The organism is Bacillus sp. EB106-06-01-XG163 (assembly GCF_058791615.1).
The window spans coordinates 113,266-134,142 of sequence record NZ_JBYTDS010000002.1 but is presented as its reverse complement, the minus strand read 5'-3'; the positions used below and the strand labels follow the sequence as shown (position 1 = coordinate 134,142).

23 protein-coding genes are annotated in these 20,877 nt (G+C 46.5%); all 23 read right to left on the bottom strand.

All coding sequences use genetic code 11. The features are described 5' to 3' along the window. Positions 1-136: 136 nt before the first annotated feature. Positions 137-583, bottom strand: a complete 447-nt coding sequence (locus AC3WTF_RS02560; RefSeq protein WP_012117852.1) for a YpiF family protein — start codon at positions 581-583, stop codon at positions 137-139. A 54-nt stretch (positions 584-637) separates the two neighbouring features. Next, positions 638-1,177: a ReoY family proteolytic degradation factor gene (locus AC3WTF_RS02555; RefSeq protein ID WP_003153482.1), complete on the bottom strand. Its 540-nt coding sequence runs from the start codon at positions 1,175-1,177 to the stop codon at positions 638-640. Between the two features lie 73 nt (positions 1,178-1,250). Beyond that, entirely contained in the window at positions 1,251-2,522 is a 1,272-nt protein-coding gene (locus AC3WTF_RS02550) for a tetratricopeptide repeat protein (RefSeq protein ID WP_047935895.1), read from the bottom strand. A gap of 317 nt (positions 2,523-2,839) precedes the next feature. Next, positions 2,840-4,126 carry a 3-phosphoshikimate 1-carboxyvinyltransferase gene (aroA, locus tag AC3WTF_RS02545; protein WP_042635305.1) on the bottom strand — a complete coding sequence of 429 codons (1,287 nt, stop codon included), beginning with the start codon at positions 4,124-4,126 and terminating at the stop codon, positions 2,840-2,842. 11 nt (positions 4,127-4,137) lie between these two features. Then, positions 4,138-5,253: a prephenate dehydrogenase gene (locus AC3WTF_RS02540; RefSeq protein ID WP_041482497.1), complete on the bottom strand. Its 1,116-nt coding sequence runs from the start codon at positions 5,251-5,253 to the stop codon at positions 4,138-4,140. A gap of 51 nt (positions 5,254-5,304) precedes the next feature. Next, positions 5,305-6,387, bottom strand: a complete 1,083-nt coding sequence (hisC, locus tag AC3WTF_RS02535) for a histidinol-phosphate transaminase (protein WP_047935896.1) — start codon at positions 6,385-6,387, stop codon at positions 5,305-5,307. Positions 6,388-6,398: 11 nt separating this feature from the next. After that, positions 6,399-7,196 carry a tryptophan synthase subunit alpha gene (gene trpA, locus AC3WTF_RS02530; RefSeq protein WP_007409464.1) on the bottom strand — a complete coding sequence of 266 codons (798 nt, stop codon included), beginning with the start codon at positions 7,194-7,196 and terminating at the stop codon, positions 6,399-6,401. Further along, positions 7,189-8,391 carry a tryptophan synthase subunit beta gene (trpB, locus tag AC3WTF_RS02525; protein ID WP_020954213.1) on the bottom strand — a complete coding sequence of 401 codons (1,203 nt, stop codon included), beginning with the start codon at positions 8,389-8,391 and terminating at the stop codon, positions 7,189-7,191. The genes trpA and trpB overlap by 8 nt, the downstream gene beginning before the upstream one ends. Next, positions 8,372-9,025, bottom strand: a complete 654-nt coding sequence (locus AC3WTF_RS02520) for a phosphoribosylanthranilate isomerase (protein WP_047935897.1) — start codon at positions 9,023-9,025, stop codon at positions 8,372-8,374. Before AC3WTF_RS02520 ends, trpB begins: the two co-directional genes overlap by 20 nt. Before the next feature lie 4 nt (positions 9,026-9,029). Further along, the gene (trpC, locus tag AC3WTF_RS02515) at positions 9,030-9,782 is read right to left on the bottom strand and encodes an indole-3-glycerol phosphate synthase TrpC (protein WP_007612237.1); all 753 of its coding nucleotides are present in this window, start codon (positions 9,780-9,782) and stop codon (positions 9,030-9,032) included. Continuing rightward, positions 9,775-10,791 (bottom strand): anthranilate phosphoribosyltransferase, encoded by a 1,017-nt coding sequence (trpD, locus tag AC3WTF_RS02510; RefSeq protein WP_047935898.1) that lies wholly within the window; start codon positions 10,789-10,791, stop codon positions 9,775-9,777. Before trpD ends, trpC begins: the two co-directional genes overlap by 8 nt. Continuing rightward, positions 10,763-12,310, bottom strand: coding sequence for an anthranilate synthase component I (gene trpE, locus AC3WTF_RS02505; protein ID WP_007409459.1), 1,548 nt, complete (start codon positions 12,308-12,310; stop codon positions 10,763-10,765). Before trpE ends, trpD begins: the two co-directional genes overlap by 29 nt. Before the next feature lie 223 nt (positions 12,311-12,533). After that, positions 12,534-12,917, bottom strand: coding sequence for a chorismate mutase (gene aroH, locus AC3WTF_RS02500; RefSeq protein WP_003153463.1), 384 nt, complete (start codon positions 12,915-12,917; stop codon positions 12,534-12,536). Beyond that, positions 12,914-14,002: a 3-dehydroquinate synthase gene (aroB, locus tag AC3WTF_RS02495; RefSeq protein ID WP_007409458.1), complete on the bottom strand. Its 1,089-nt coding sequence runs from the start codon at positions 14,000-14,002 to the stop codon at positions 12,914-12,916. The genes aroH and aroB overlap by 4 nt, the downstream gene beginning before the upstream one ends. Next, positions 14,002-15,174: a chorismate synthase gene (gene aroC, locus AC3WTF_RS02490; protein ID WP_003153459.1), complete on the bottom strand. Its 1,173-nt coding sequence runs from the start codon at positions 15,172-15,174 to the stop codon at positions 14,002-14,004. The genes aroB and aroC overlap by 1 nt, the downstream gene beginning before the upstream one ends. Positions 15,175-15,245: 71 nt before the next feature. Further along, the gene (locus tag AC3WTF_RS02485) at positions 15,246-16,016 is read right to left on the bottom strand and encodes a protein-glutamate O-methyltransferase (RefSeq protein WP_007409457.1); all 771 of its coding nucleotides are present in this window, start codon (positions 16,014-16,016) and stop codon (positions 15,246-15,248) included. 189 nt (positions 16,017-16,205) lie between these two features. Further along, complete coding sequence (ndk, locus tag AC3WTF_RS02480) at positions 16,206-16,652, bottom strand: nucleoside-diphosphate kinase (protein WP_007409456.1); 447 nt, start codon at positions 16,650-16,652, stop codon at positions 16,206-16,208. Between the two features lie 121 nt (positions 16,653-16,773). Then, entirely contained in the window at positions 16,774-17,736 is a 963-nt protein-coding gene (hepT, locus tag AC3WTF_RS02475; RefSeq protein ID WP_003153454.1) for a heptaprenyl diphosphate synthase component II, read from the bottom strand. Between the two features lie 28 nt (positions 17,737-17,764). Next, complete coding sequence (menG, locus tag AC3WTF_RS02470; protein WP_003153453.1) at positions 17,765-18,466, bottom strand: demethylmenaquinone methyltransferase; 702 nt, start codon at positions 18,464-18,466, stop codon at positions 17,765-17,767. 5 nt (positions 18,467-18,471) lie between these two features. After that, positions 18,472-19,227 (bottom strand): heptaprenyl diphosphate synthase component 1, encoded by a 756-nt coding sequence (hepS, locus tag AC3WTF_RS02465; protein ID WP_007409455.1) that lies wholly within the window; start codon positions 19,225-19,227, stop codon positions 18,472-18,474. 156 nt (positions 19,228-19,383) lie between these two features. Further along, entirely contained in the window at positions 19,384-19,611 is a 228-nt protein-coding gene (mtrB, locus tag AC3WTF_RS02460; RefSeq protein WP_003153449.1) for a trp RNA-binding attenuation protein MtrB, read from the bottom strand. A 20-nt stretch (positions 19,612-19,631) separates the two neighbouring features. Beyond that, complete coding sequence (gene folE, locus AC3WTF_RS02455) at positions 19,632-20,204, bottom strand: GTP cyclohydrolase I FolE (RefSeq protein ID WP_003153448.1); 573 nt, start codon at positions 20,202-20,204, stop codon at positions 19,632-19,634. Positions 20,205-20,390: 186 nt separating this feature from the next. Beyond that, entirely contained in the window at positions 20,391-20,669 is a 279-nt protein-coding gene (gene hbs / locus AC3WTF_RS02450) for a non-specific DNA-binding protein Hbs (protein ID WP_003153447.1), read from the bottom strand. Between the last annotated feature and the right edge of the window lie 208 nt (positions 20,670-20,877).

Genomic DNA, 20,877 nt, shown 5'->3' with positions numbered 1-20,877 from the left:
TCTTCCCCCCCTAAAGATTGACCAAAAATTAACTAAAATAGAAAATAATTCTGAGATTTGACACCCTCATAATATATGAATCTTTCAGCAAGGTCAACAGAGGCAAAACGGGTGTTTTGCGGGATGCCTGTAGTTTTTATGAATTGTTCCACTTCTGTAACAAAACGTTCAAAATTTCTCCGCACTTGTCATCCGCTATTTTTCTCTTTAGAGAGTCTTTCATATGTTCAAACGGAACGGCAGGTATGTATATGACATCAGACCCTATTTCAGAATCCTTCCATTTTTCGTCTGCCGTCAGGAACAAGACGTGCCGAAAGTTGGTCATCACTTCGTCTTTGAGTTTTTGAAGCAGGGCGATTTGTGATTGGTCTATATCAACATATGTATAAGAGGGGAATAAATATACCCGTCCCTTCAATTGGCGCTCAAGCTCTTCAGAAAGCAATTGGGTGCTTTCCCCCTGTTCAACGGCCTCTTTTAAGCCTCCTGAAGATGTTATGGAAATTAACGGAATGACAGCGGTATCAATGTAATCCGCAGATTGTAAATAGGCATCGGCATCAGCGGCCCTCCATCTCATGTCTCGTTCCTCCTCTTTACGCAACAAGCCTTGCATATTCTGCAAGGCTGTCATTTATGTGAGCTGATTCAATTGGCGGGAAAGCTTTTCAAATGTTTCTTTGTCGTGGCGGTCCAGCGCCTCGTCGATATCTTTAAGCAGCTTTTCCCGCTGGAAAGTGGAAATGGCGTGTTCTAATATTTTTTCGGCCATCCCCTGATCCTGTTTATTTTCAAACAGGTCTTTCGGCAGATGCGGATTTGATTCAAGAACAGCGGCATATTCCGGTGAGCTGTAGGCCGAACGGAAATTCAGCTGGATAAATAAATCCTGCTGTTTATTTAACCGGATGTCGTGAAAAGATTTTTCCGCGTCCGTAGTCATGACATTTTCTTTGTAAAACCTAAACGGCACCTCATCAACGCAATGAGTAGACATGATAATGCCTCTCGGGCAAAATTCGGCTTGTTCTACAAAATGGACTTTTTCCATTAATGAATCATGACTCATTAAATAATTTAAAATCCAGACGCACTCCCGGCGTTTAAGCTGATAATGATTTAAAAACCAACGGATAAAATCCTTTTTTTCATTGACAGAAACAGGGGTCTGCATGTAATTCCCTCCTCTATCGATCGTATAATCTGACATCACTTATACATTCAGCAAGCATGGTTCAAAATCCTGCTTATCTTAAAAATTCATCCTCTATCCGTAAGATTGTTTCTTCAAGCTCTTCGTTTGTTCCATCCATTGAAAGCACTTGTTTTAAAAGCGGCAGCGCTTCTTTCTGGAGACCCTCTTCCAATAAGAAGTGAGCGTATTCATATAAGAAATCCCGATCATCCTGATAATGGAGATACGCAGCTTCGAAGCTTTTTTTCGCTTCAGCGTATTGCTCAAGGCCTGTATAAGCACCCGCCAAATACCAATTGTATTTCGGATCTTCTTCTCCGTAGCCGCGGACTTCCTGAATCAGATCAATAATCTCTTCAAAGCTTTCTTCTTTATGATAGACGGCTAAAAGAGTATGGAGCGCTTCCACGTAACCCGGATCGAGCGCCAGCGCTTCCTGAAGAAGCTTTTTGCCTTCTTCTGCGTTGCCGAGCTTTAACGCCATTTTCGCCGCATAGAGAAAAAGCTCTTTATTGTATTCATCGTAAGTAATACCTTCTTCAGCGGTTTTTAATGCATCTTCATACATGCCTTCTGCCTCGTAGCTTTTTGCAAGCGGCATATAAAGCGATGAATAGGAAGGATCAAGCCCTTTTAAATCAGACAGCTGCTTGATGGCTGTTTTGACCATTCCCGCCTGATAGGCTGTGAACCCGTACCCGAAAATCGTATTCGGTTCTGTATGTTCTGCCGCCGCTTTTTCATACCATGAAATCGCTTCCTCAAATTCACCCGCCGCGCTCAATGACTCAGCCAGCCTCTGATGAACATTTACGCCGCCGATTTCGTGCCGTTCTTTTGCCGTCTCTTCATAGTAAGGAACGGCTTTTGCGTATGATCCCTGAGTAAAGTATAATTCCCCCAGAGCGAAATCAATAACAGGTTCATCTTGTAACATCGCTTTCGCCTGTAACAGCTTTTGCTCACTTACTTCAAATAAGCCCTGCATCTGATACAGATCAGCCATTAAAAGAAGGCTTTCCGCGTAAGACGGGTCTTCCGGAGAAATTGTCTCCAGCACCTCAAGAGCTTTTTCTTCTTCATCAATATCTATTAACAATTCGGCGTAAAAATTCGTCAGCTCAGACTCATCCGGATAAAGGTCATGCAGATCACTGATCAGCGCTAACGCTTTTTCGGCGTTTCCCCATTCATAGTAGAGCTGGGCTGCAATGGCTTTGTCTTCGTCATGAAGCTGCGTTTCAGCTTTTGAAAGCGCTTTGAGTCCCTTTTCGGTTTCACCTGCTTCAACTAATTTTATGGCTTCTTGGATCAATGTATTCAAATCAGACCGGTCCTTTCTTTTCCTATACCTCATCAACCAATGAAAAGGGTTTTTATTCGGGTTATTCTTATCATAATTCAGACAGGGCCTGCCCGCAAATAAGATGCTTCACCCGGCATTATAGTTTATCAGAAAATGATTAAGAGGAAAACGGCAAAAAAGGGGACGGCATCTTTATACGCAAACAGCGCAATTTGTTCCGGCTGTTTCTGTAACGAAAACGCATTCCCCCTTTCTTTTATTTTTCTGTTTAAGACAAGCTATGTCAAAGCCCAAGGTTTTATGACACATGAAGAAAAAAGCCCGAAGAATCGTCTTCAGGCTTTTTTGGCTAATTGATCTAAATGCTCAAAAAATGTCGGATATGAGACATGGATTGCCTCAGTATCACGGATGTCAATCGGCTCTTCTGTCAGGCATGAAGCGACACCGAGCATCATGCCGATGCGGTGGTCACCGTGGCTTGACACATCGGCTCCGCCCGCAAGCGTTTTTTTGCCGTGTATTTTCATGCCGTCTTCAGTCGGTTCAATGTCTGCGCCGATTTTCCGGAGCTCTGATACGACGGTGTCGATCCGGTTCGTTTCCTTCACCTTCAGCTCCGCAGCGTCTTTAATGACAGTTGTGCCTTCAGCCTGCGTTGCCAAAAGGGCGATAATCGGGATCTCGTCAATTAAACGGGGAATGATTTCTCCGCCGATTTCTGCCGCTTTCAGAGCTGAGGTTTTAATAACCAGGTCTCCGTAAGGCTCTGCGCTGTCCGCTTCTGAAGGAATCACTTCAAGTGAAGCTCCCATTTGCTTTAAGACATCAATCATTCCCGTGCGTGTCGGGTTCAGGCCGACGTTTTTCAGCACAATCCGGCTTCCGGGAACGACAGCGCCTGCCGCGAGGAAAAAGGCCGCTGAAGAAATATCGCCGGGCACGAAAATATCAGCCCCCTGAAGCTTCTGACCGCCCGTTACGGAAGCGCTCGTCTCCGTTTCCGCAAGCTCGGCGCCAAAAGCGTTCAGCATCCGTTCCGTATGGTCTCTTGATTTATGAGGCTCAGTGACGGTCGTCGTCCCTTCAGCCTGCAATCCGGCAAGCAGCACGGCGGATTTGATCTGCGCGCTTGCAACAGGGGAGACGTAATCAATGCCTTTCAATTGTCCGCCTCTTACGGATAAAGGCGTAAATCCTCCGTCCGCTCTTCCGTCAATCGCGGCTCCCATCTGTTTTAAAGGCTCCGTCACCCTCTTCATCGGGCGCTTTGCAATACTTTCGTCGCCCGCTACCGTGCTGTGAAATGGGCGTCCGGCTAAAATGCCGAGCATCAGGCGGATAGTCGTGCCGGAATTTCCGACATCGAGAAGGCTGTCAGGCTCACAAAGTGCGTCAATGCCCTTCCCGTAAATCGTTACATCACTTCCGTTTTGTTCAATGGAGACACCCATTTTTCTGAAGCAGGCAATGGTGCTCAGACAATCGGCTCCGGGCAAAAAGTTTTTTACAGTTGTGGTACCTTCCGCAAGCGCTCCGAACATAACAGAACGGTGGGAGATGGATTTATCCCCCGGAATATGAATTTCACCGTTTAAAGACGTCACTTTTTCTCTTTTCAATGTTTTCCACCTCAGTCAGCGTAAAATGTGTCATATTTGGCGCGGGATTGAATGCAGATTTCCGCACGCTTCCGGTCATCATCAGTCTGGAAACTGATTCTGAGAATTCCGTTAATATCTTCTCTTGTTTCGATAATGCGGATGTTGGTGATACTGATTTTTTCTTCTGCCAATATCGCCGTAATTTCCGAAATGACCCCCGGATGATCGGGAACATCGACATAAAGGTCATAAAAGGACGGGATCGCTCCTTTTTGACGGAGCGGCAGACCGTCGCGATAATCTTTCGCTTTTTTAAAATATCCGAACAGGCTGTCCGCATCTTCATTTTCCACATAAGATTCGATCGTGTCAATCTCCCGTTTCCATTCTTTGAAGCGGTCAAGCAGTTTATCTTTGTTATGAAGAAGTATGTCCCTCCACATCGCCGGACTGCTTGAGGCGATCCTGGTGATGTCCCGAAAACCGCCGGCTGCGAAACGTGTCAAAAACGGATAATCTTCTTCAGCATGATGAGCCTGATGTACGAGGCTTGCAGCAACGATATGAGGGAAATGGCTGATGACGCTCGTTACGCCGTCATGCTCCTCGGGGGTCATCTCCACAAAGTGGGCGTTTGCCGCTTTCAAGAGTTCCTTCAGATGCGTTACTGACTCTTTAGAAGTTGATTTTCCGGGTGTTAAAATATAAAACGCATTTTCGAATAAAAATTCTTTCGCGGCAGCGGCCCCGGATTTATGAGATCCCGCCATCGGATGGCCGCCGACAAATTGATAGTGAGCCGGAAGCACTTTGTCGGCGTAGCTGACGACTTTCTGTTTCGTGCTGCCCACATCCGTAATCAGGAGTTCATGGGTGATGTCTGATGCGGCCAGCACATCGAGCATTTTCAGCGTTTGGGCGACAGGCGTGGCGATAATGACAACAGACGCTTGCTGCGCCCCTTCCGTAAATGAGCCGGCCCGCTCGTCAATAATTCCGAGCTTCAGCGCGGCAGTGAGCTGTTCTTCCGAAATATCCACACCGATAATCCGTTTATGCGGATGCTCCTTTTTGATGGCCAATGCGATCGATCCGCCGATCAGCCCGATCCCCGCAAGCAATATAGTATCCTTCATTTCACTCATTTCCTTTTTCAACTATTTTAATAGAGCAAAGAGGTGATGCCTGATCACCTCTTATAATATTTCAGCTAAAATTGTGAGAATTTCCTCATTCTGCTCTTTCGTACCGACCGTAATCCTTAACGCTGTCGGAAATCCGAGCGCCTGTCCTGAGCGGACGATATATCCTTTTTCCAACAGGGCTTGGAACAGTTCATCCGCCGGGCGGTTAAAATCAATGAGCACAAAGTTGGTTTGTGAAGGATAACAAGTTAATCCGTGAGTTTCTGCAAAATCATAATACTGCTTAAGGCCTGCTTTATTTTTCTCGACGCATTCCTGAATAAATGTCTGGTCATCAAGCGCTGCCAGTGCTGAAGCCTGACCGATTCTGCTCGTATTGAACGGCTCTCTCGCCGGTTCAATCTGGCGGATCAGTGCTTCGTCCGCAATGCCGTATCCGACGCGCAGCGCGGCAAGTCCATACGCTTTAGAGAAGGTGCGGAGGATCATAACATTCGGATATTGCTTTAAAAGCGGAATGCTTTCTGGGTAATCTTCCGCCGTAACATACTCGTAGTACGCTTCATCAAGTACAACGAGTATATGCTCGGGAACTCTGTTTAAAAAGGCAATTAGCTCTTGCTCAGAAGTATATGTCCCCGTCGGATTATTGGGGTTGCATACCCATATGATTTTCGTCTCGCCGTCAATTGCTTTCAGCATCCGGTCCAAATCATGAGCGCCGTCACTGCGGAGCGGAACCTCGCGCACCTCAGCGCCTTCAATCACCGCATTGTGTCTGTATTGCGGGAAAGTCGGGGCGGCGGTAATCGTGTTTGCCTGATCATTTAATAAAGAACGGCAGATAATCTGCACAAGCTCATCAGAGCCGTTGCCAAAAATGATCGAAGATTCACTGACCTGCAGATGCTCACTGAGCCGTGTTCTCAAAGCGGCACTGTAACCGTCGGGATACAGCGCAAGCTGCTCAATCTCCTGATGCAGCGCATCTTTAGCGGCCTGTGAACAGCCGAACGGATTTTCGTTAGAAGCGAGTTTTACTACTTTCTCAAGCCCGTATTCCATTTTCACTTCTTCTATTGGTTTGCCCGGCTGATACGGTTTCAGCTGCCGCAGCTGTTCTTTAATCTGCAAATCCAGTCACCTCATTTTACACTGTACAGTCGTCCGAACGTCTTTGCGTATTCTTCAAATTCAAGAAGCGCATCAGCTCTTGTTCCGGGATTCACAAGCTTTGTTTTAAGCTCTTCAACTTTTTTGACAAGCGCGCTGCCGACAACGACACCGTCAGATATTTCATTCATCCCGTCAACCTGTTTGCGGTTTGAAATGCCAAAACCGACCGCCACCGGAACAGGGCTGAATTCTTTCACCTTACGTATGAAAGAGTATACAGACGGATCGAATTCGCTGCGTACGCCCGTCACTCCTAAAGAGGATACACAATACACAAAGCCGCAGGCCTGTTCAGTAATTATTTTCAAACGGTCTTCACTTGTCGGCGCAACCAGTGAGATATAAGCGATGTTCTCCTTTTTGCATGTCATTTGCAAAAGGGCGCTTTCCTCTAATGGAAGGTCGGGTACAAGCAGACCGTCTATGTCGTTTTCCCGCAGTAAAGCGAAAAAGTATTCTTTTTCTAATTGTAACACAGGATTATAATACGTAAAGAGGATAATTGGAATATGAACGCCGTTTTTTTTCATTTTGCCGCCAAGTTCAATTGCTTTTACGATATTCATTCCGTTTTCCAGAGCCCGTTTTGAAGCCCGTTGTATGACGGGTCCGTCCGCAAGCGGATCTGTGTAAGGAACGCCGATTTCAAGGGCAGAAGCGCCTGCATTCTGCAATGATATTGCCAGCTCAACAGAAATGTCAGGAAGCGGATCGCCAGCTGTAATAAAAGGGATAAATAATTTTTCAGAATCTCGCAGATTAAACATGTGTCTCCACCCCGTTTTCCAAAACATTCATCAGCGTATGAACATCTTTATCTCCTCTTCCCGACAAACTGACGAGAATGATTTTGTCTTTATCCATGTCTTTTGCCATTTCAAACGCTTTGGCCAGAGCGTGGGCAGATTCAATAGCCGGAAGAATACCTTCTGTTTCAGAAAGCAGACGTAACGCGGCAATCGCTTCATCGTCTGTCACGCTTTCGTACGTTACACGGCCGCTTTTATGCAGATAGGCGTGCTCAGGGCCGATCCCCGGGTAATCAAGGCCTGCTGAAATGGAATACGGTTCGATAATCTGCCCGTATTCATCTTGTATTAAATAGGTCATTGAACCGTGAATCACCCCGAGCGTCCCTTTTGCGATCGTTGCCGCATGCAGCGGCGTATCAATTCCTTTTCCGGCAGCCTCGGCGCCGATCAGCTCAATATCTTCGTCTAAAAAGGCCTGAAATATGCCCATCGCATTGCTTCCGCCGCCGACACATGCAACAACCTTGTCCGGGAGCGTTCCTTCAACCCGGCGGAGCTGTTCTTTCGCTTCCTCGCCGATGATTTTCTGAAATTCGCGAACGATATACGGATACGGATGCGGCCCCACTACAGAACCGATAAGGTAGAAATGATCTTCACAATGCTGGACCCAATACCTGATCGCCTCATTCGTCGCATCTTTCAGCGTGCCGTTGCCGCTTGTGACCGGCACCACTTCCGCGCCGAGCAGTTTCATCCGGAATACGTTCAGCGACTGGCGTGCAACGTCTTCTTCACCCATAAAAACTGTACACTTAAAACCGAATTTTGCGGCGGCTGTCGCGGCAGCCACACCGTGCTGTCCCGCGCCGGTTTCGGCGATGATTTTCGTTTTGCCCATCTTTTTGGCAAGCAGAATCTGGCCTAACGCGTTGTTAATTTTATGAGAGCCGGTATGGTTTAAATCTTCTCTTTTCAGATAGATTTTCGCCCCTCCCAAATACTCTGACACCCTGTCTGCGAACGTTAATGCGGTCGGTCTTCCGGAGTAATCAAACAGTAGTTTTTTATATTCGGCATGAAAAACGGGATCATTCTTTAATTCTTTGAAAGCCGTTTCGATTTCCTCAAGAGGCCGCATCAATGTTTCAGGGACAAATTTACCGCCGAATTCGCCGTATCTTCCGATTTCATTTGGATATGGATACATAGTGGTTCATCCTTTCTTCTAAAAGCCGGATCAGTGTTTGATCCTTTTGTCCGTTTCTTTCAATTCCGCTGGCAAGATCTATACCGCACGGACGCGATTTCAGTAAGCCGGTAATCGTTTTAGGATTAACGCCGCCCGCGATAAAACAGCGCTTGTTTGCATTTTGAGCCTGCTTTCGGTACAAGGGGACACGGGCCCACGAAAACGCGATTCCCGTGCCGCCTCTCATTCCTTTTACTGAAGAATCAATGACATAGCCGTCGACAGCAGGTGCAAATTGAGCCATCTGACGAAGCGTCCCTTCCCCGTGATGGAGCGCTTTCCATATTTCCGAGCGCACAAGCGGACGGAGGCGGCGGGCATCCTCAGGCGATTCATCACCGTGAAGCTGGATGGCGTCAAGTGCCAGATCAGAGGCGATTTGCGCGATGTTTTCTATCGTTCCATTTACAAATACTCCGACATGTTTCTTGTCTGTCCGGACCTGCTCTTTCCATTTCCGGACCTCATCCGGCGTTACTCTCCGTTTGCTTGCGGCAAAAATAAATCCCAGATAATCCGCTCCTGAAGCTGCCGCAAGTTCGTAATCACGCTTCGATCGTATTCCGCAGTACTTTACCTCAGGCTTTTTCATATCGTCACTCCCCGAACAGTCCGCGGATCGCCTTTTGCTGCGAATCCTCTCTCATTAAGGATTCTCCGACCAATACAGCCTGCGCCCCGTGCTTGTTGACGAATTGCAGGTCAGCCAAAGAACCGATGCCGCTTTCGCTGACCAGCAGGCAGCCGTCCGGTACAAGCTGCGCTATTTTTTCCGTTTGCGAAACAGAAGTACGGAACGTTTTTAAGTCCCGGTTGTTTATGCCGAGAATGTCCGGCTGAAACACTTGTAAAATCCGTTCAAGCACAGTTTCATCATGGACTTCAACGAGAACGTCCATGCCCTTCTCGCGGGCTTCCAGATAAAGCTCATGAAGCTCTGAAGGTTCCAGCGCTTCCCCGATCAGCAAAATGGCATCGGCGCCGATCCTGAACGATTCCTCCACCTGAAGGGAATCAATAATAAAATCTTTTCTCAGCACGGGAAGAGACACGGTTTGTTTAACATCTGTCAGAAATTGATTTCTCCCCTGAAAAAAACGGGTATCCGTGAGAACTGAAAGGGCGTCAGCTTTAGCCGCTTCATAATCCGCCGCAATCGTTTCCGGAACAAAATGCTCTTTAATCAATCCTTTAGACGGCGAAGCTTTTTTCACTTCGGCAATCAGCCCGATAAAACGGTTCGGGTTCAGGAGCGCTTTTTTAAAGGATCTCCGTTCAATTTGACAGGTTTCCGGCAGCACGATGGATTTGATTTCTTCTTTTTTCTGCTGAATGATTTGATCAAGCATACATTTCTTCCTCTTTCTGTTTCAGACGTTCGAGCTGCCTTTTGGCATCTCCGTTTTGAATCGCTTCTAAGGCGGTTTTCGTTCCTTCTTTCAGATCGTTTGCAAGACCTGCCGTATAAATGGCCGCGCCCGCATTTAAGGCGGTAATATGCAGAGCGGATGACGGAGCTTTATTTGCAAAAATATTCTGAATGAGGAGCGCGCTTTCTTCCGATGAACTCACTTGAATATCCTTTAGTGAACCTTCTGTAAAACCGAATTGTTCAGGTGAAACGGAATATTCCAGACATTCACCGTTTTTCAGTTCAATGATATCGGTCGGTGCTGAGATGGACAGTTCATCTAATCCGTCACGGGCCGACACAAGCATGACGTGTCTGACATCAAATTGTTCCAAAGCGCTTGCCATCAGGCGCGCTTTATCAAATGAATAGACGCCGATCACCTGCCGCTTCACCTGCAACGGGTTGCTGAGCGGGCCCAGCAGATTAAATACGGTTCGAAAGCCAAGCTCTTTTCTTGCGGCGGCGACGTGCTTCATTGACGAATGAAACAGCGGCGCAAACAAAAACCCCATTTGTTTCATTTCAATGCTGCGTTTAACGCTTTCTGGAGTGGCTTGAATGGAAACCCCCAGCTTTTCCAGCACATCCGCGCTGCCGCTTTTAGACGAAACGGAGCGATTTCCGTGCTTGGCAACTTTAGCTCCGGCGGCAGAAGCTGTAATCGCCGCTGCCGTGGATATGTTAAACGTAGAAATCCCGTCTCCGCCTGTTCCGCACGTATCAACGACATCCGCCAAGTAACCTGATGTCTGTGCCCGCGCCCGCATCACTTTTACAAATCCGGCAAGCTCCTCCGCCGTTTCACCTCGGTGGGCTAATACCGATAAAATCCCGCCGATCTCAGACTGCGACATGTCCCCGTTCATCATCATCTCCATCAGCTTTTCGGCTTCTCCGGTTTTCAGCGTACGGCCATTAACGCACGATTGCAGAAATTTGTTCATCCGTCTTCTCCTCCCCGCCAGAAAAGATGTCTTCTGCGATTTGAATCGTTTTTAAAAGCGCCCCCGCTTTGTTACAGCTTTCTTCATATTCGGCTTCCGGGACGGAATCGGCGACTATTCCCGCGCCCGCCTGCACCGATGCCGTACCGTTTTTGACACTCATGGTGCGGATGGTAATACACGAATCAATTGACCCGTCAAATCCGATATAAGCGATACATCCGCCGTAGGTTTCTCTGGAAGTCGGTTCTAATTCATTTAAAAGCTGCATCGCGCGGATTTTCGGAGCGCCCGTGAGTGTTCCTGCCGGGAATGCTGACATCAGCGCGTCAACGGGATGGACGCCCTGTTTTAAACGGCCGGTTACAACAGAGATGATGTGCATCACATGTGAAAAAGAAACGACCTTTGTGAATTCCGGAACGGCTACGGAACCGTACTCCGCAACTCTGCCGATGTCATTGCGCGCAAGATCGACGAGCATGTAATGTTCAGCTTTTTCTTTTTCGTCATTCATCAGCTCTTTTTTCAGGCGTTCATCCTCTTCTTTTCCGGCGCCCCTTCTTCTCGTTCCGGCAATCGGATGAATTTCCAGGTGCCTGTCATGCACGCGGATCAGACGTTCAGGCGAACTCCCGACAATGTCTCTGTCAGGCAGTTTGATATAGTACATATAGGGTGAAGGATTGATGATGCGGAGCACCCTGTACAGCTCAAATGAATGTCTGGATACCGGAATGTCAAACTTTTGCGAAAGCACCCCTTGAAAAATGTCTCCCGCTTTTATATATTCTTTCAGTTTATCGACGCCGGCCATAAACTCTTCTTTCGTATAATTGGATGTCACAGCGGCAAAACTTGGCGTGTCAAACGTTTCTTTAGAAAAAAACGGCTCTTTCATATCTTTCGATTCTGTCAAAATACCGATAAGCTTACGAAGCTCCGCGCAATTTTCTTTAAAAACGGCCCGCTTTTCTCCCTCCGTCTCCCGGCCGTTAAGCTCCGCATATTGAATGAAATGCACTTGTTTCGTTTCGTGGTCGTACGCGATGATTTTCCGGCAGACAAACAGCATACATTTTTCGAAATCTGTTACTTTCGCGTGGCTTGGCACGGAAGGCTCAATCAAAGGAATCATGTCATAGCTCAGATAACCGACCGCCCCTCCCGAAAATGGGATATCAAGCTCGGGTGTTTTAATGCGGAAGCTCTCATTCATCCAGTCAAGCACGGCTTTTAATTCTCCGGCTTCAAACAGCGTATGCCCGTTTGGATCAGCGGCAGTGAATGTGTTATGACTCTCTTTAATGGTGATAAAAGGATCAAGGCCGATAAAAGAGTATCTCGACCAGCTTGACGACTCATCCTTGCTTTCTAAAAGATACGTAATGTTTCTGTCCAGTTTTTCAACCATCTGAATGGGTGTGATCGTGTCGACCGTAAAAGTCTCTGCGATTGGAATGGTGCGGTGTGTCAGACTGTCCTTTAAAAATAAAGAAACATCCGATTGTAAATTCATGATTCTCCTCCTTACGGTAAGGAGAATGAGATGAAGAGTGAGAGGAGTCTTGCGTATAAGAAATAAACCCAAAAGAAAGGCTTCTTTTGGGCAGAATAAAAACGTGTTTATCTCAGCTCAGCTAAACTCATTCTCTGCTACCCTATTCTAAACTCAACTGTTCAATGTCTTACTTACCAGCTCTATACACACTCTTGTGTATTTCTAAGCTTTGTTTATCGTATTACATGTCAGTATTTTTTGTCAATGATAAATCCGGCCTTAACACAACGGCTTTTTCTAAATAGACATGCTTGATTTCATCCTGAGGCGTATCCGTCTGAACCGTCATCAGGACACGGATACACTTTTGCAGAGCGCCGGTGACATCCATTTCCTGCATGCACGTCACCGGGACGTACTGCCACCCGGAAAGGCGGCGGACCGCTTTTGCCGGAAATACGGAATGGATATCAGGCGTGGCGGATAACAGGATCTGTACAACGTCTTCCGGCTTGCATCCATTTTGTTCAATGATTTTTTCAAGCAGCTGCTGTGTTTTTTCTAAAATTTCTTGTTCGGTGTCTTGTTCCACCGTTGTTGCTCCGCGAATGCCGCGTATCATCATGCTGTTTCCTCCATTCGCCATTTGTTCAGCAAATTTTCGAGCTCATCTTTTGAAAGCATGCAGTCCCGCGCTTCGCCTAATTCTTTTAACACGATGAACTGTGTCATGCCTCCGCGCGTTTTTTTATCATTCATCATCCGGGCGGAGAGAACCGGCGTTTCAATATCTTGTCTGATGCTTCCAGGGTAGCCGAGCCCAATCAGCCATTGTGTGAGTTCTTTCCTGTTCATCTTGCAACCCGCAACCTGTTCACTCACGTAAAGGGCAAACTGCATGCCGAGGGCGACCGCATCTCCATGTGTAATCCGTCCGTAGCCGTATTCCGCCTCAACGGCATGGCCAAGCGTATGGCCGAAATTCAGAAAAGCTCTTATCCCCTCTTCCTTTTCGTCCTCACGCACGACGGCCGATTTGATTGAAATTCCTTTATAAATCATTTCATTCAGCTCAGCGCTTGTCAGTCCTTGTAACGTGTCAAACGTGAGAAGTTTTTCTAAAAAAGCATGATCGGCGATAAACGCGTGTTTGATCACTTCAGCCATGCCCGATCTCAGCTCTTGTTCCGGCAGGGTTTTCAGTAGCTCCGTATCGTAAATCACCGCTTTCGGCTGATAAAACGCGCCGATTAAATTCTTTCCGAGTTTATGGTTGACGGCCACCTTGCCGCCGACCGCGCTGTCATGGGCAAGCAGTGTCGTCGGCATTTGAATGAAATCAATTCCGCGCATAAAAGTTGCTGCGCAAAAGCCAGCCAAATCACCCGTCACGCCGCCTCCAAAGGCGATCATACATGAGGAGCGGTCCATATGGAAAGCGATCGCTTCCGTTTGAATCCGTTCATACTCTTTTAGAGACTTCGCTTCTTCTCCGCTTGGAACGATCACTTTTTTCACGGACCATGTTTCGTTTAAAAGCCGGAACATCTCATCACCGTAAAGCCGGTCAACTTCAGCATCAATGATGAGAAGGATCTTTGTCAGCGGCCTGTTCAGTGAAGACAAAAGGGCAGCGGCCTGTTTCCTTATACCTTCACCGATATACACCGGATATGCGGAGGAAGCTGTCCGAACCTCAAGCTCTTTCATCAGAATTCCCTCGATAATTTTTTCATGTTTTCAACATTTTCTTTAATTCGGTCGATCTGGTCAAGCCCGAATTGTTCTACGACAGCATTTGCGATTTCCCAGGCCACTGCTGCTTCAGCCACTACACTTGCTGCCGGAACCGCGCAGCTGTCTGAACGTTCAATGCTCGCTGTAAACGGTTCTTTCGTTTCAATGTCGACGCTTTTCAGCGGCTTGTACAAAGTAGGGATCGGTTTCATAACGCCGCGGACGACAATCGGCATTCCCGTCGTCATACCGCCTTCTAATCCTCCGAGCCTGTTTGTGGCGCGTGTATAGCCTTTCTCTTCATCCCATACGATTTCATCATGAACTTCACTGCCGTTTTTGCCGGCCGCTTCAAAACCGATGCCGAACTCTACGCCTTTAAACGCGTTAATCGACAGAACGGCAGCAGCGAGCTTGCTGTCCAGCTTACGGTCATAGTGGACATAGCTTCCGACACCGACCGGCATACCTTCGACGATCACTTCAACGATTCCGCCGATCGAGTCGCCGTTTGCCTTCGCTTCATCAATGGCTGCCATCATTTGACGGCCTGCTTCTTCATCGTAGCATCTGACCGGTGATTCTTCCGTTACCCGTTTGAGATCCTCAATGGATGTGTAATCGGTTTTCTCTGCTTTTACGCTGCCGATTTGCAGGACATGCCCGGCGACTTTAATGCCAAGCTCCGCTAAAATCTTTTTAGCGACGGCTCCGGCAGCCACGCGAACCGTTGTCTCACGCGCGGAAGATCGTTCTAACACATTTCTCATATCACGGTGATTATACTTAATAGCACCGTTCAAATCTGCGTGTCCCGGTCTCGGTCTTGAAATCTGGCGTTTCATTTCACTTTCTTCTTCTTCTGTAATCGGTGCGGCGCCCATAATTTTTGTCCAGTGGGTCCAGTCTTTATTTTCTACAACGAGCGCGATCGGTGAACCGAGTGTCCGGGCATGCCGCACGCCGCTTGTGATCTTCGCTCTGTCCGTTTCAATCTGCATGCGGCGTCCGCGGCCGTGCCCTTTTTGACGTCTGGCAAGCTCAAAATTAATGTCTTCTTCAGTTATATAAAGCCCCGCAGGCACACCTTCTATAATTGTCGTCAGCTGCGGACCGTGTGATTCTCCGGCTGTTAAGTATCTCATTTCTTTCTTCTCCCTTCATCGCATTAACGCTTTTAAGTAAAACTATACCACAAGTTTTCATTAAATGTCTTCTATCTTTTTTGATAAAAAAATGTATCAGTGCTCTCAAGGCCGAATTTTTCCGGGCTGAAAATTTGTTCTGTACTGCCTACAAACAGAATTCCGTTCTTTTTCAGACTGCCCGCCATTTTTACATACAGCTCTTCTTTTGCTTTTTCAGTAAAATAAATAAAGACGTTGCGGCAGACGATCAGATCAAAATCCTGTTCATAGCTGTCGGCAAGCAGGTTGTGCCGCTTAAACCGGATGTTTTTCTGAATCTCTTGTTTTACTTGATAACTGCTGTCAGCCTGCTTAGTGAAATAACGGCTTTTCACGGAAGCCGGCACCTCTTGCAGCGAGCGTTCCTGATAGATGCCCCGCTTGGCTTTGCTTAACGCCTTTTCATCAATATCTGTCGCCAATATATCAAATCCGGCCAGTCCCGTCTGCTGATTGAGAATCATAGCCAAAGTATAGGGCTCCTCTCCCGTTGAACAGGCCGCACTCCATATTTTTAACGGTTTTTTATGCTTTATTAACGGAAGAATTGAGGTTTCAAGAACTTCCCACCGTTTATAATTTCGGTAAAATTCAGAAACATTGATCGTCATTCTGTCCAATGTTTCGTTTAATAAAAGCTTGTCCTTTTCCAAAGCGGCGGCAAATTCCTGAAAATCTCTGAACCCCTTCTTTTCATAAAGGGACGTCAGCCGCCTTTTCATCTGTGCTTCTTTGTATAAAGATAAATCAACGCCGGTTATTTGTTTCCACTTGGTGATAAAAATGTCGTAAGGCTCCATTGCTTCTCTCCCAATCTCGCTGTCTTTTGTCCTAGTATAGCCTGTTTTCTGTCGAAATTGTACGATTTCAATAAAAAAATCAGCCCGCGGGCTGATTTGTGAGAAACGAAAAGACAGGGCAGCGCAGCCTCTGTCTTTCATAAATGATGTAAACCTTTTCATAATACGAGAAAAAGAAAGGCTGACGGTTTAGTACACCCAGTCGGCCATTAATTTTTGATACGGTACAAGCTCTTCCTGTTTAAAGAAAATGTGAATTTCCCGCTCAGCGCTTTCTAAGGAGTCTGAACCGTGAATGATATTTTTGCCGACAAACATGCCGTAGTCACCGCGGATTGTGCCCGGCAGTGCATCTTTCGGGTTCGTTTTTCCGATCAGCTGTCTTGTGATCTCTACTACATTTTCCCCTTCCCATACCATTGCAAATACGGGTCCTGATGTAATGAATTCCACAAGCTCGCCGAAAAACGGCTTCCCTTTATGTTCAGCATAATGGTTTTCAGCCATCTGTTCTGAAACTTGCATTAGCTTGGCTCCTGCCAATTGTAAGCCCTTACGCTCAAATCTGGATAAAATCTCTCCGATCAGCTGGCGCTGTACGCCGTCCGGTTTTACCATGATAAAAGTTTTTTCCATAAGATTCTCCACCCCATCATTATGTATAGGCTTTCAAGTTGCACACCGAAATCGTAACATCTTTCTGACAATTAATCAATCCAGGGCGGAGAATGTTCACATCTTGTTCGTAAAAAGGAATTTAAAATTTCCGTTTGCCGATATATTTGGCGATGGCGGCCAATGATGAGCGCGCACGTCCTCTCGGCAGTGTATTCAGTTTTTCAAACGCTTTTTTTAAGTACCTGTCACTGACGGCCATTGATTTTTCAATCGCGTCTGTGCGTTTAATATTTTCAATAATGGGGGCGAGCTGCTCCTGTGTTGTTTCACTGTTAATTAATTTCAGCTGATTTTTCAATTCAGGCTGACGGAGCGCGTACAAAACGGGCAGAGTGACATTTCCTTGCAGCAGATCCCCTCCGACCGGTTTTCCCAGTTCCTCTTCCGTTGAAGTGAAATCAAGAATGTCGTCAATAATCTGATAGGACATGCCCACGTAATAACCGAACCAATATAATGCTTTGTGAATCTTCTCATCAGCTCCCGAAGCGATGGCGCCGAGCTGGCAGCTGACGGCAATGAGAAGAGCCGTTTTCCGTTTGATGCGGCGCAAATAGGTTCTGAGGTTTTGTTCCATATTGTATTTATCTCTGATCTGTTCAATTTCTCCGAGGCATACTTCTACGATGGTTTTGGACAGGATTCGGTGGGCTTTCGGCTCATCCAATCTCGTCATCATCTCAAGTGAGCCCGCAAGCATATAATCACCGGTATACATGGCGATGCGGTTGTCCCACTTGGCTTTGATGGTCGGTTTTCCCCTCCGCAGCTCGGCGTCATCAATGACGTCGTCATGCACGAGGGACGCCATATGAATCATTTCCAGCGTCACCGCAACATATTTTATTTTATTAATGTCATAGTCGCCGAACATGCCGGAAAGCAATACGAAAACAGGGCGGATCCGCTTGCCGCCCGCCTGGAGCAGGTGGAGCCCGGCTTCACTCAGCAAAGGATAGTCTGACCGCACCGTTTGCTCAAGCTCCCTTTCGATCACATCAATATCGTCATTTAAAAAAGAATAGGCCATTTTAAATTTCATATCATTCACCCAAACATCTGTATATTCATCATTTCCAACCGATATGCGTAGCGGCCACTCCGCCGGTAAACGAATGGTATTTGACATTCGTCAGGCCCGCTTCTTCAAACAGACGCGCAAGTTCTTTCATACCGGGAAATTCTCTTGCCGATTCTTGAAGCCAAGAATATTCTTTATAGCTCTTCGCAAACATTTTTCCGAAGAAAGGCATGATGTATTTAAAATAAAGAAAATATGCCTGTCTAAATCCGAACATTTCCGGCTGGGATGTTTCCAGACATACGACCTGCCCGCCCGGTTTGACGACCCGCCGCATTTCTTTCAGCACGGTCAGATAGTCGGGAACGTTCCGCAGCCCGAAGCCGATGGTGACAAAATCAAAAGAATCATCAGCGAAAGGAAGCTCCATCGCATTTCCGTGCAAAAGCTCAATTTGGCTGTAACCGCCCTCTTTCACTTTTTTCTCACCGATGCTCAGCATATTTTTGCTGAAATCCAGTCCTTTGATTTCGCCGCTTTTTCCGGCAGCTTCTGCGAGGGCAATCGTCCAGTCAGCCGTCCCGCAGCAGACATCAAGCGCTTTTGCGCCTTCTTTTACATTCATGATCTGCATCGTTTTATCGCGCCATTTTTTATGCTGCTGAAAACTGATAACAGAGTTCATTTGGTCATAATTTTTATAGATTTTTTCAAACACGCCGTGTACGCGCTGTTCTTTTGACTCCTGCATGTTGATTACCCTTCTTCCACTTTCTGATGATATGTTTTGTCCTGGCTGATCGCTTTAAGCCGGTTCAGCATTAGGTTTTGGATTGGTGAATTGAGCGGCAGCAGCGTTTCAATGCTTTGCTTTGCCTTTCGGAAGCTATCTTCCATTATGTCAGCCTTTGATTTCCCTGACTTTACAATATTGCCGATGACATCGAGAAATATAGCATTGCCATTCATCAGCCGCTTATATACAAAAAAATCACTCGCCAGCTCTTTCCAGCGCGGAAGATTAAAGTGGTCTGACACTCTGTGAAACAGGGCCGCTTCCACAATCGCCATGCTTTCGATCAATTGATTCAAGTCATTGACAGACCGATCGTACAGACGGATTTTATGCTCATTGATTTCTTTAATTGCCGTAGCGAGCGTCCGAATCATATAGATATCCTTCATTTCAGATAAAAGCGAATAATACAGTCCGCTGAAATAGTCGCCGGCAAGCACGGTGAGCTGCCGGTTTTTATTTTCGTCTCGCTTTAACGCTCTGGCTGTTGTCACTTCATCGTGGGTATCAAGGGCGCTTTGGACAAGCATCGCAGTTACTATGTAATTTTCTCTGTCGTTGTTCTTAATGTCCGCCTCTTCAAACAAAGCGTGAAAAAGAAGAAGCTTATCCTCATCGATTTTAGGCGCGGAAATATGTTTCGCTAAATAAGGATGAGACAGCTTTTGTTTTAATTTCGTATTTAGATTCGCTAAAGTTCCGTAGATGTCTTGCAAAAATATCACCCTTGTCCCCAAATTCACATTTATTCTAATATGTATGAGATTTACTCGTCATTATTATACGCAGGTATCATTATAGCATAAAAAAAAGAAATTGGCTGTATTCTCCCGCCGTTTGCGGGCATTTGGCAAAAGCGGGAAACAGCCGGCTTATTTTTTTTCGCTGTTCATTTCTCCGTAAGCGGTCTGGATGAGGGCGTTGCCTCTCACTTTGATGGCAGAGGTATGCTCAGTAAACTGAGCGATAATCACTTCGCCTTTGTCCAGTTTTTCGGAATGGTGAAATTTCGTATCCGTTCCTCTCGTTAAACCGATGACGTTCACGCCGTCCTCGACCGCTTTAATGACGACAAAATCACTTGAATGCTTTGAATTCATATCTGCACCCTCTATCATTATTAATCCGCACGTTTAATATGTTCTAACACTTCGGAACGCGCCGCTGCGTCATCTTTAAAAATACCTCTTACAGCGGAAGTCACTGTTTTTGCACCCGGCTTTCTTACGCCCCTCATCGTCATGCACATATGCTCAGCTTCGACGACAACCATGACGCCGTGGGGATCTAAGGTCTCTACGATGCTTTCTGCAATCGTTGAAGTGATGCGCTCCTGTAGCTGCGGGCGTTTTGAGACGGCTTCCACCGCCCGCGCCAATTTACTCAGGCCCGTCACTTTGCCGCCGCGCGGAATGTAGGCAATATGCGCTTTTCCGTAAAAAGGAACAAGGTGATGTTCACACATGGAATGAAACGCGATATCTTTTACAAGAACAAGCTCCTCATGGTCTTCTCCGAAAACGGTTTTAAAGTGTTCTTTCGGGTCTTCATTTAATCCCGAGAATACTTCCGCGTACATTTTTGCCACGCGTTTCGGCGTATCTAAAAGCCCTTCCCGGTCCGGGTCTTCTCCAATCGCCTCTAAAATCTGGCGAACCGCCTGTTCAATCTGTTCTTTATTAACTTCTTTCATTGTCTGTGTCCTCCACCATTGAATACATTTAATTTCGATTCTAGCACATTTGCCGCGCCAAAAGCAAAACGAAAGTCCTGCCCGGTGACCGAGGCTGCTTAAATATGAAAAGCCCCTTTATCAAGGGGCTTTTCTGTGAAGAAACAAAGTGTATGTATCAGATGCATACACGATCTATATTCACAATTATTTTCCTGCAACAGCGTCTTTAAGAGCTTTACCTGGTTTGAAAGCAGGTACCTTGCTTGCAGGGATTTCGATTTCTTCACCTGTTTGCGGGTTACGTCCTTTACGTGCAGAGCGCTCGCGCACCTCAAAGTTACCGAAACCGATCAGTTGGATTTTATCACCGTTTTTAAGTGCATCTAAAATCGTATCAAAAACAGAATCAACTGCTTTTGTAGCGTCTTTTTTAGACAATTCGCTTGCTTCAGCAACCGCATTGATTAGTTCTGTCTTGTTCATGCCTTTCACCTCCTCCCAAAAGGGTATCAAATCAGCAGTTTATTATCATTTCTTCACAGTTCAGCCTGATTCTAAACCTGTCTGATAAAAAATCAAAGCAGGGAAGAACAGACAAGTAAACGGCTTTTCAAAAGAAAACAGACACTTTGAGGAATGTTTGTCCAACAAAGTGAAGATTTTCTGTATGTAGAGTAACACATATAAAAAG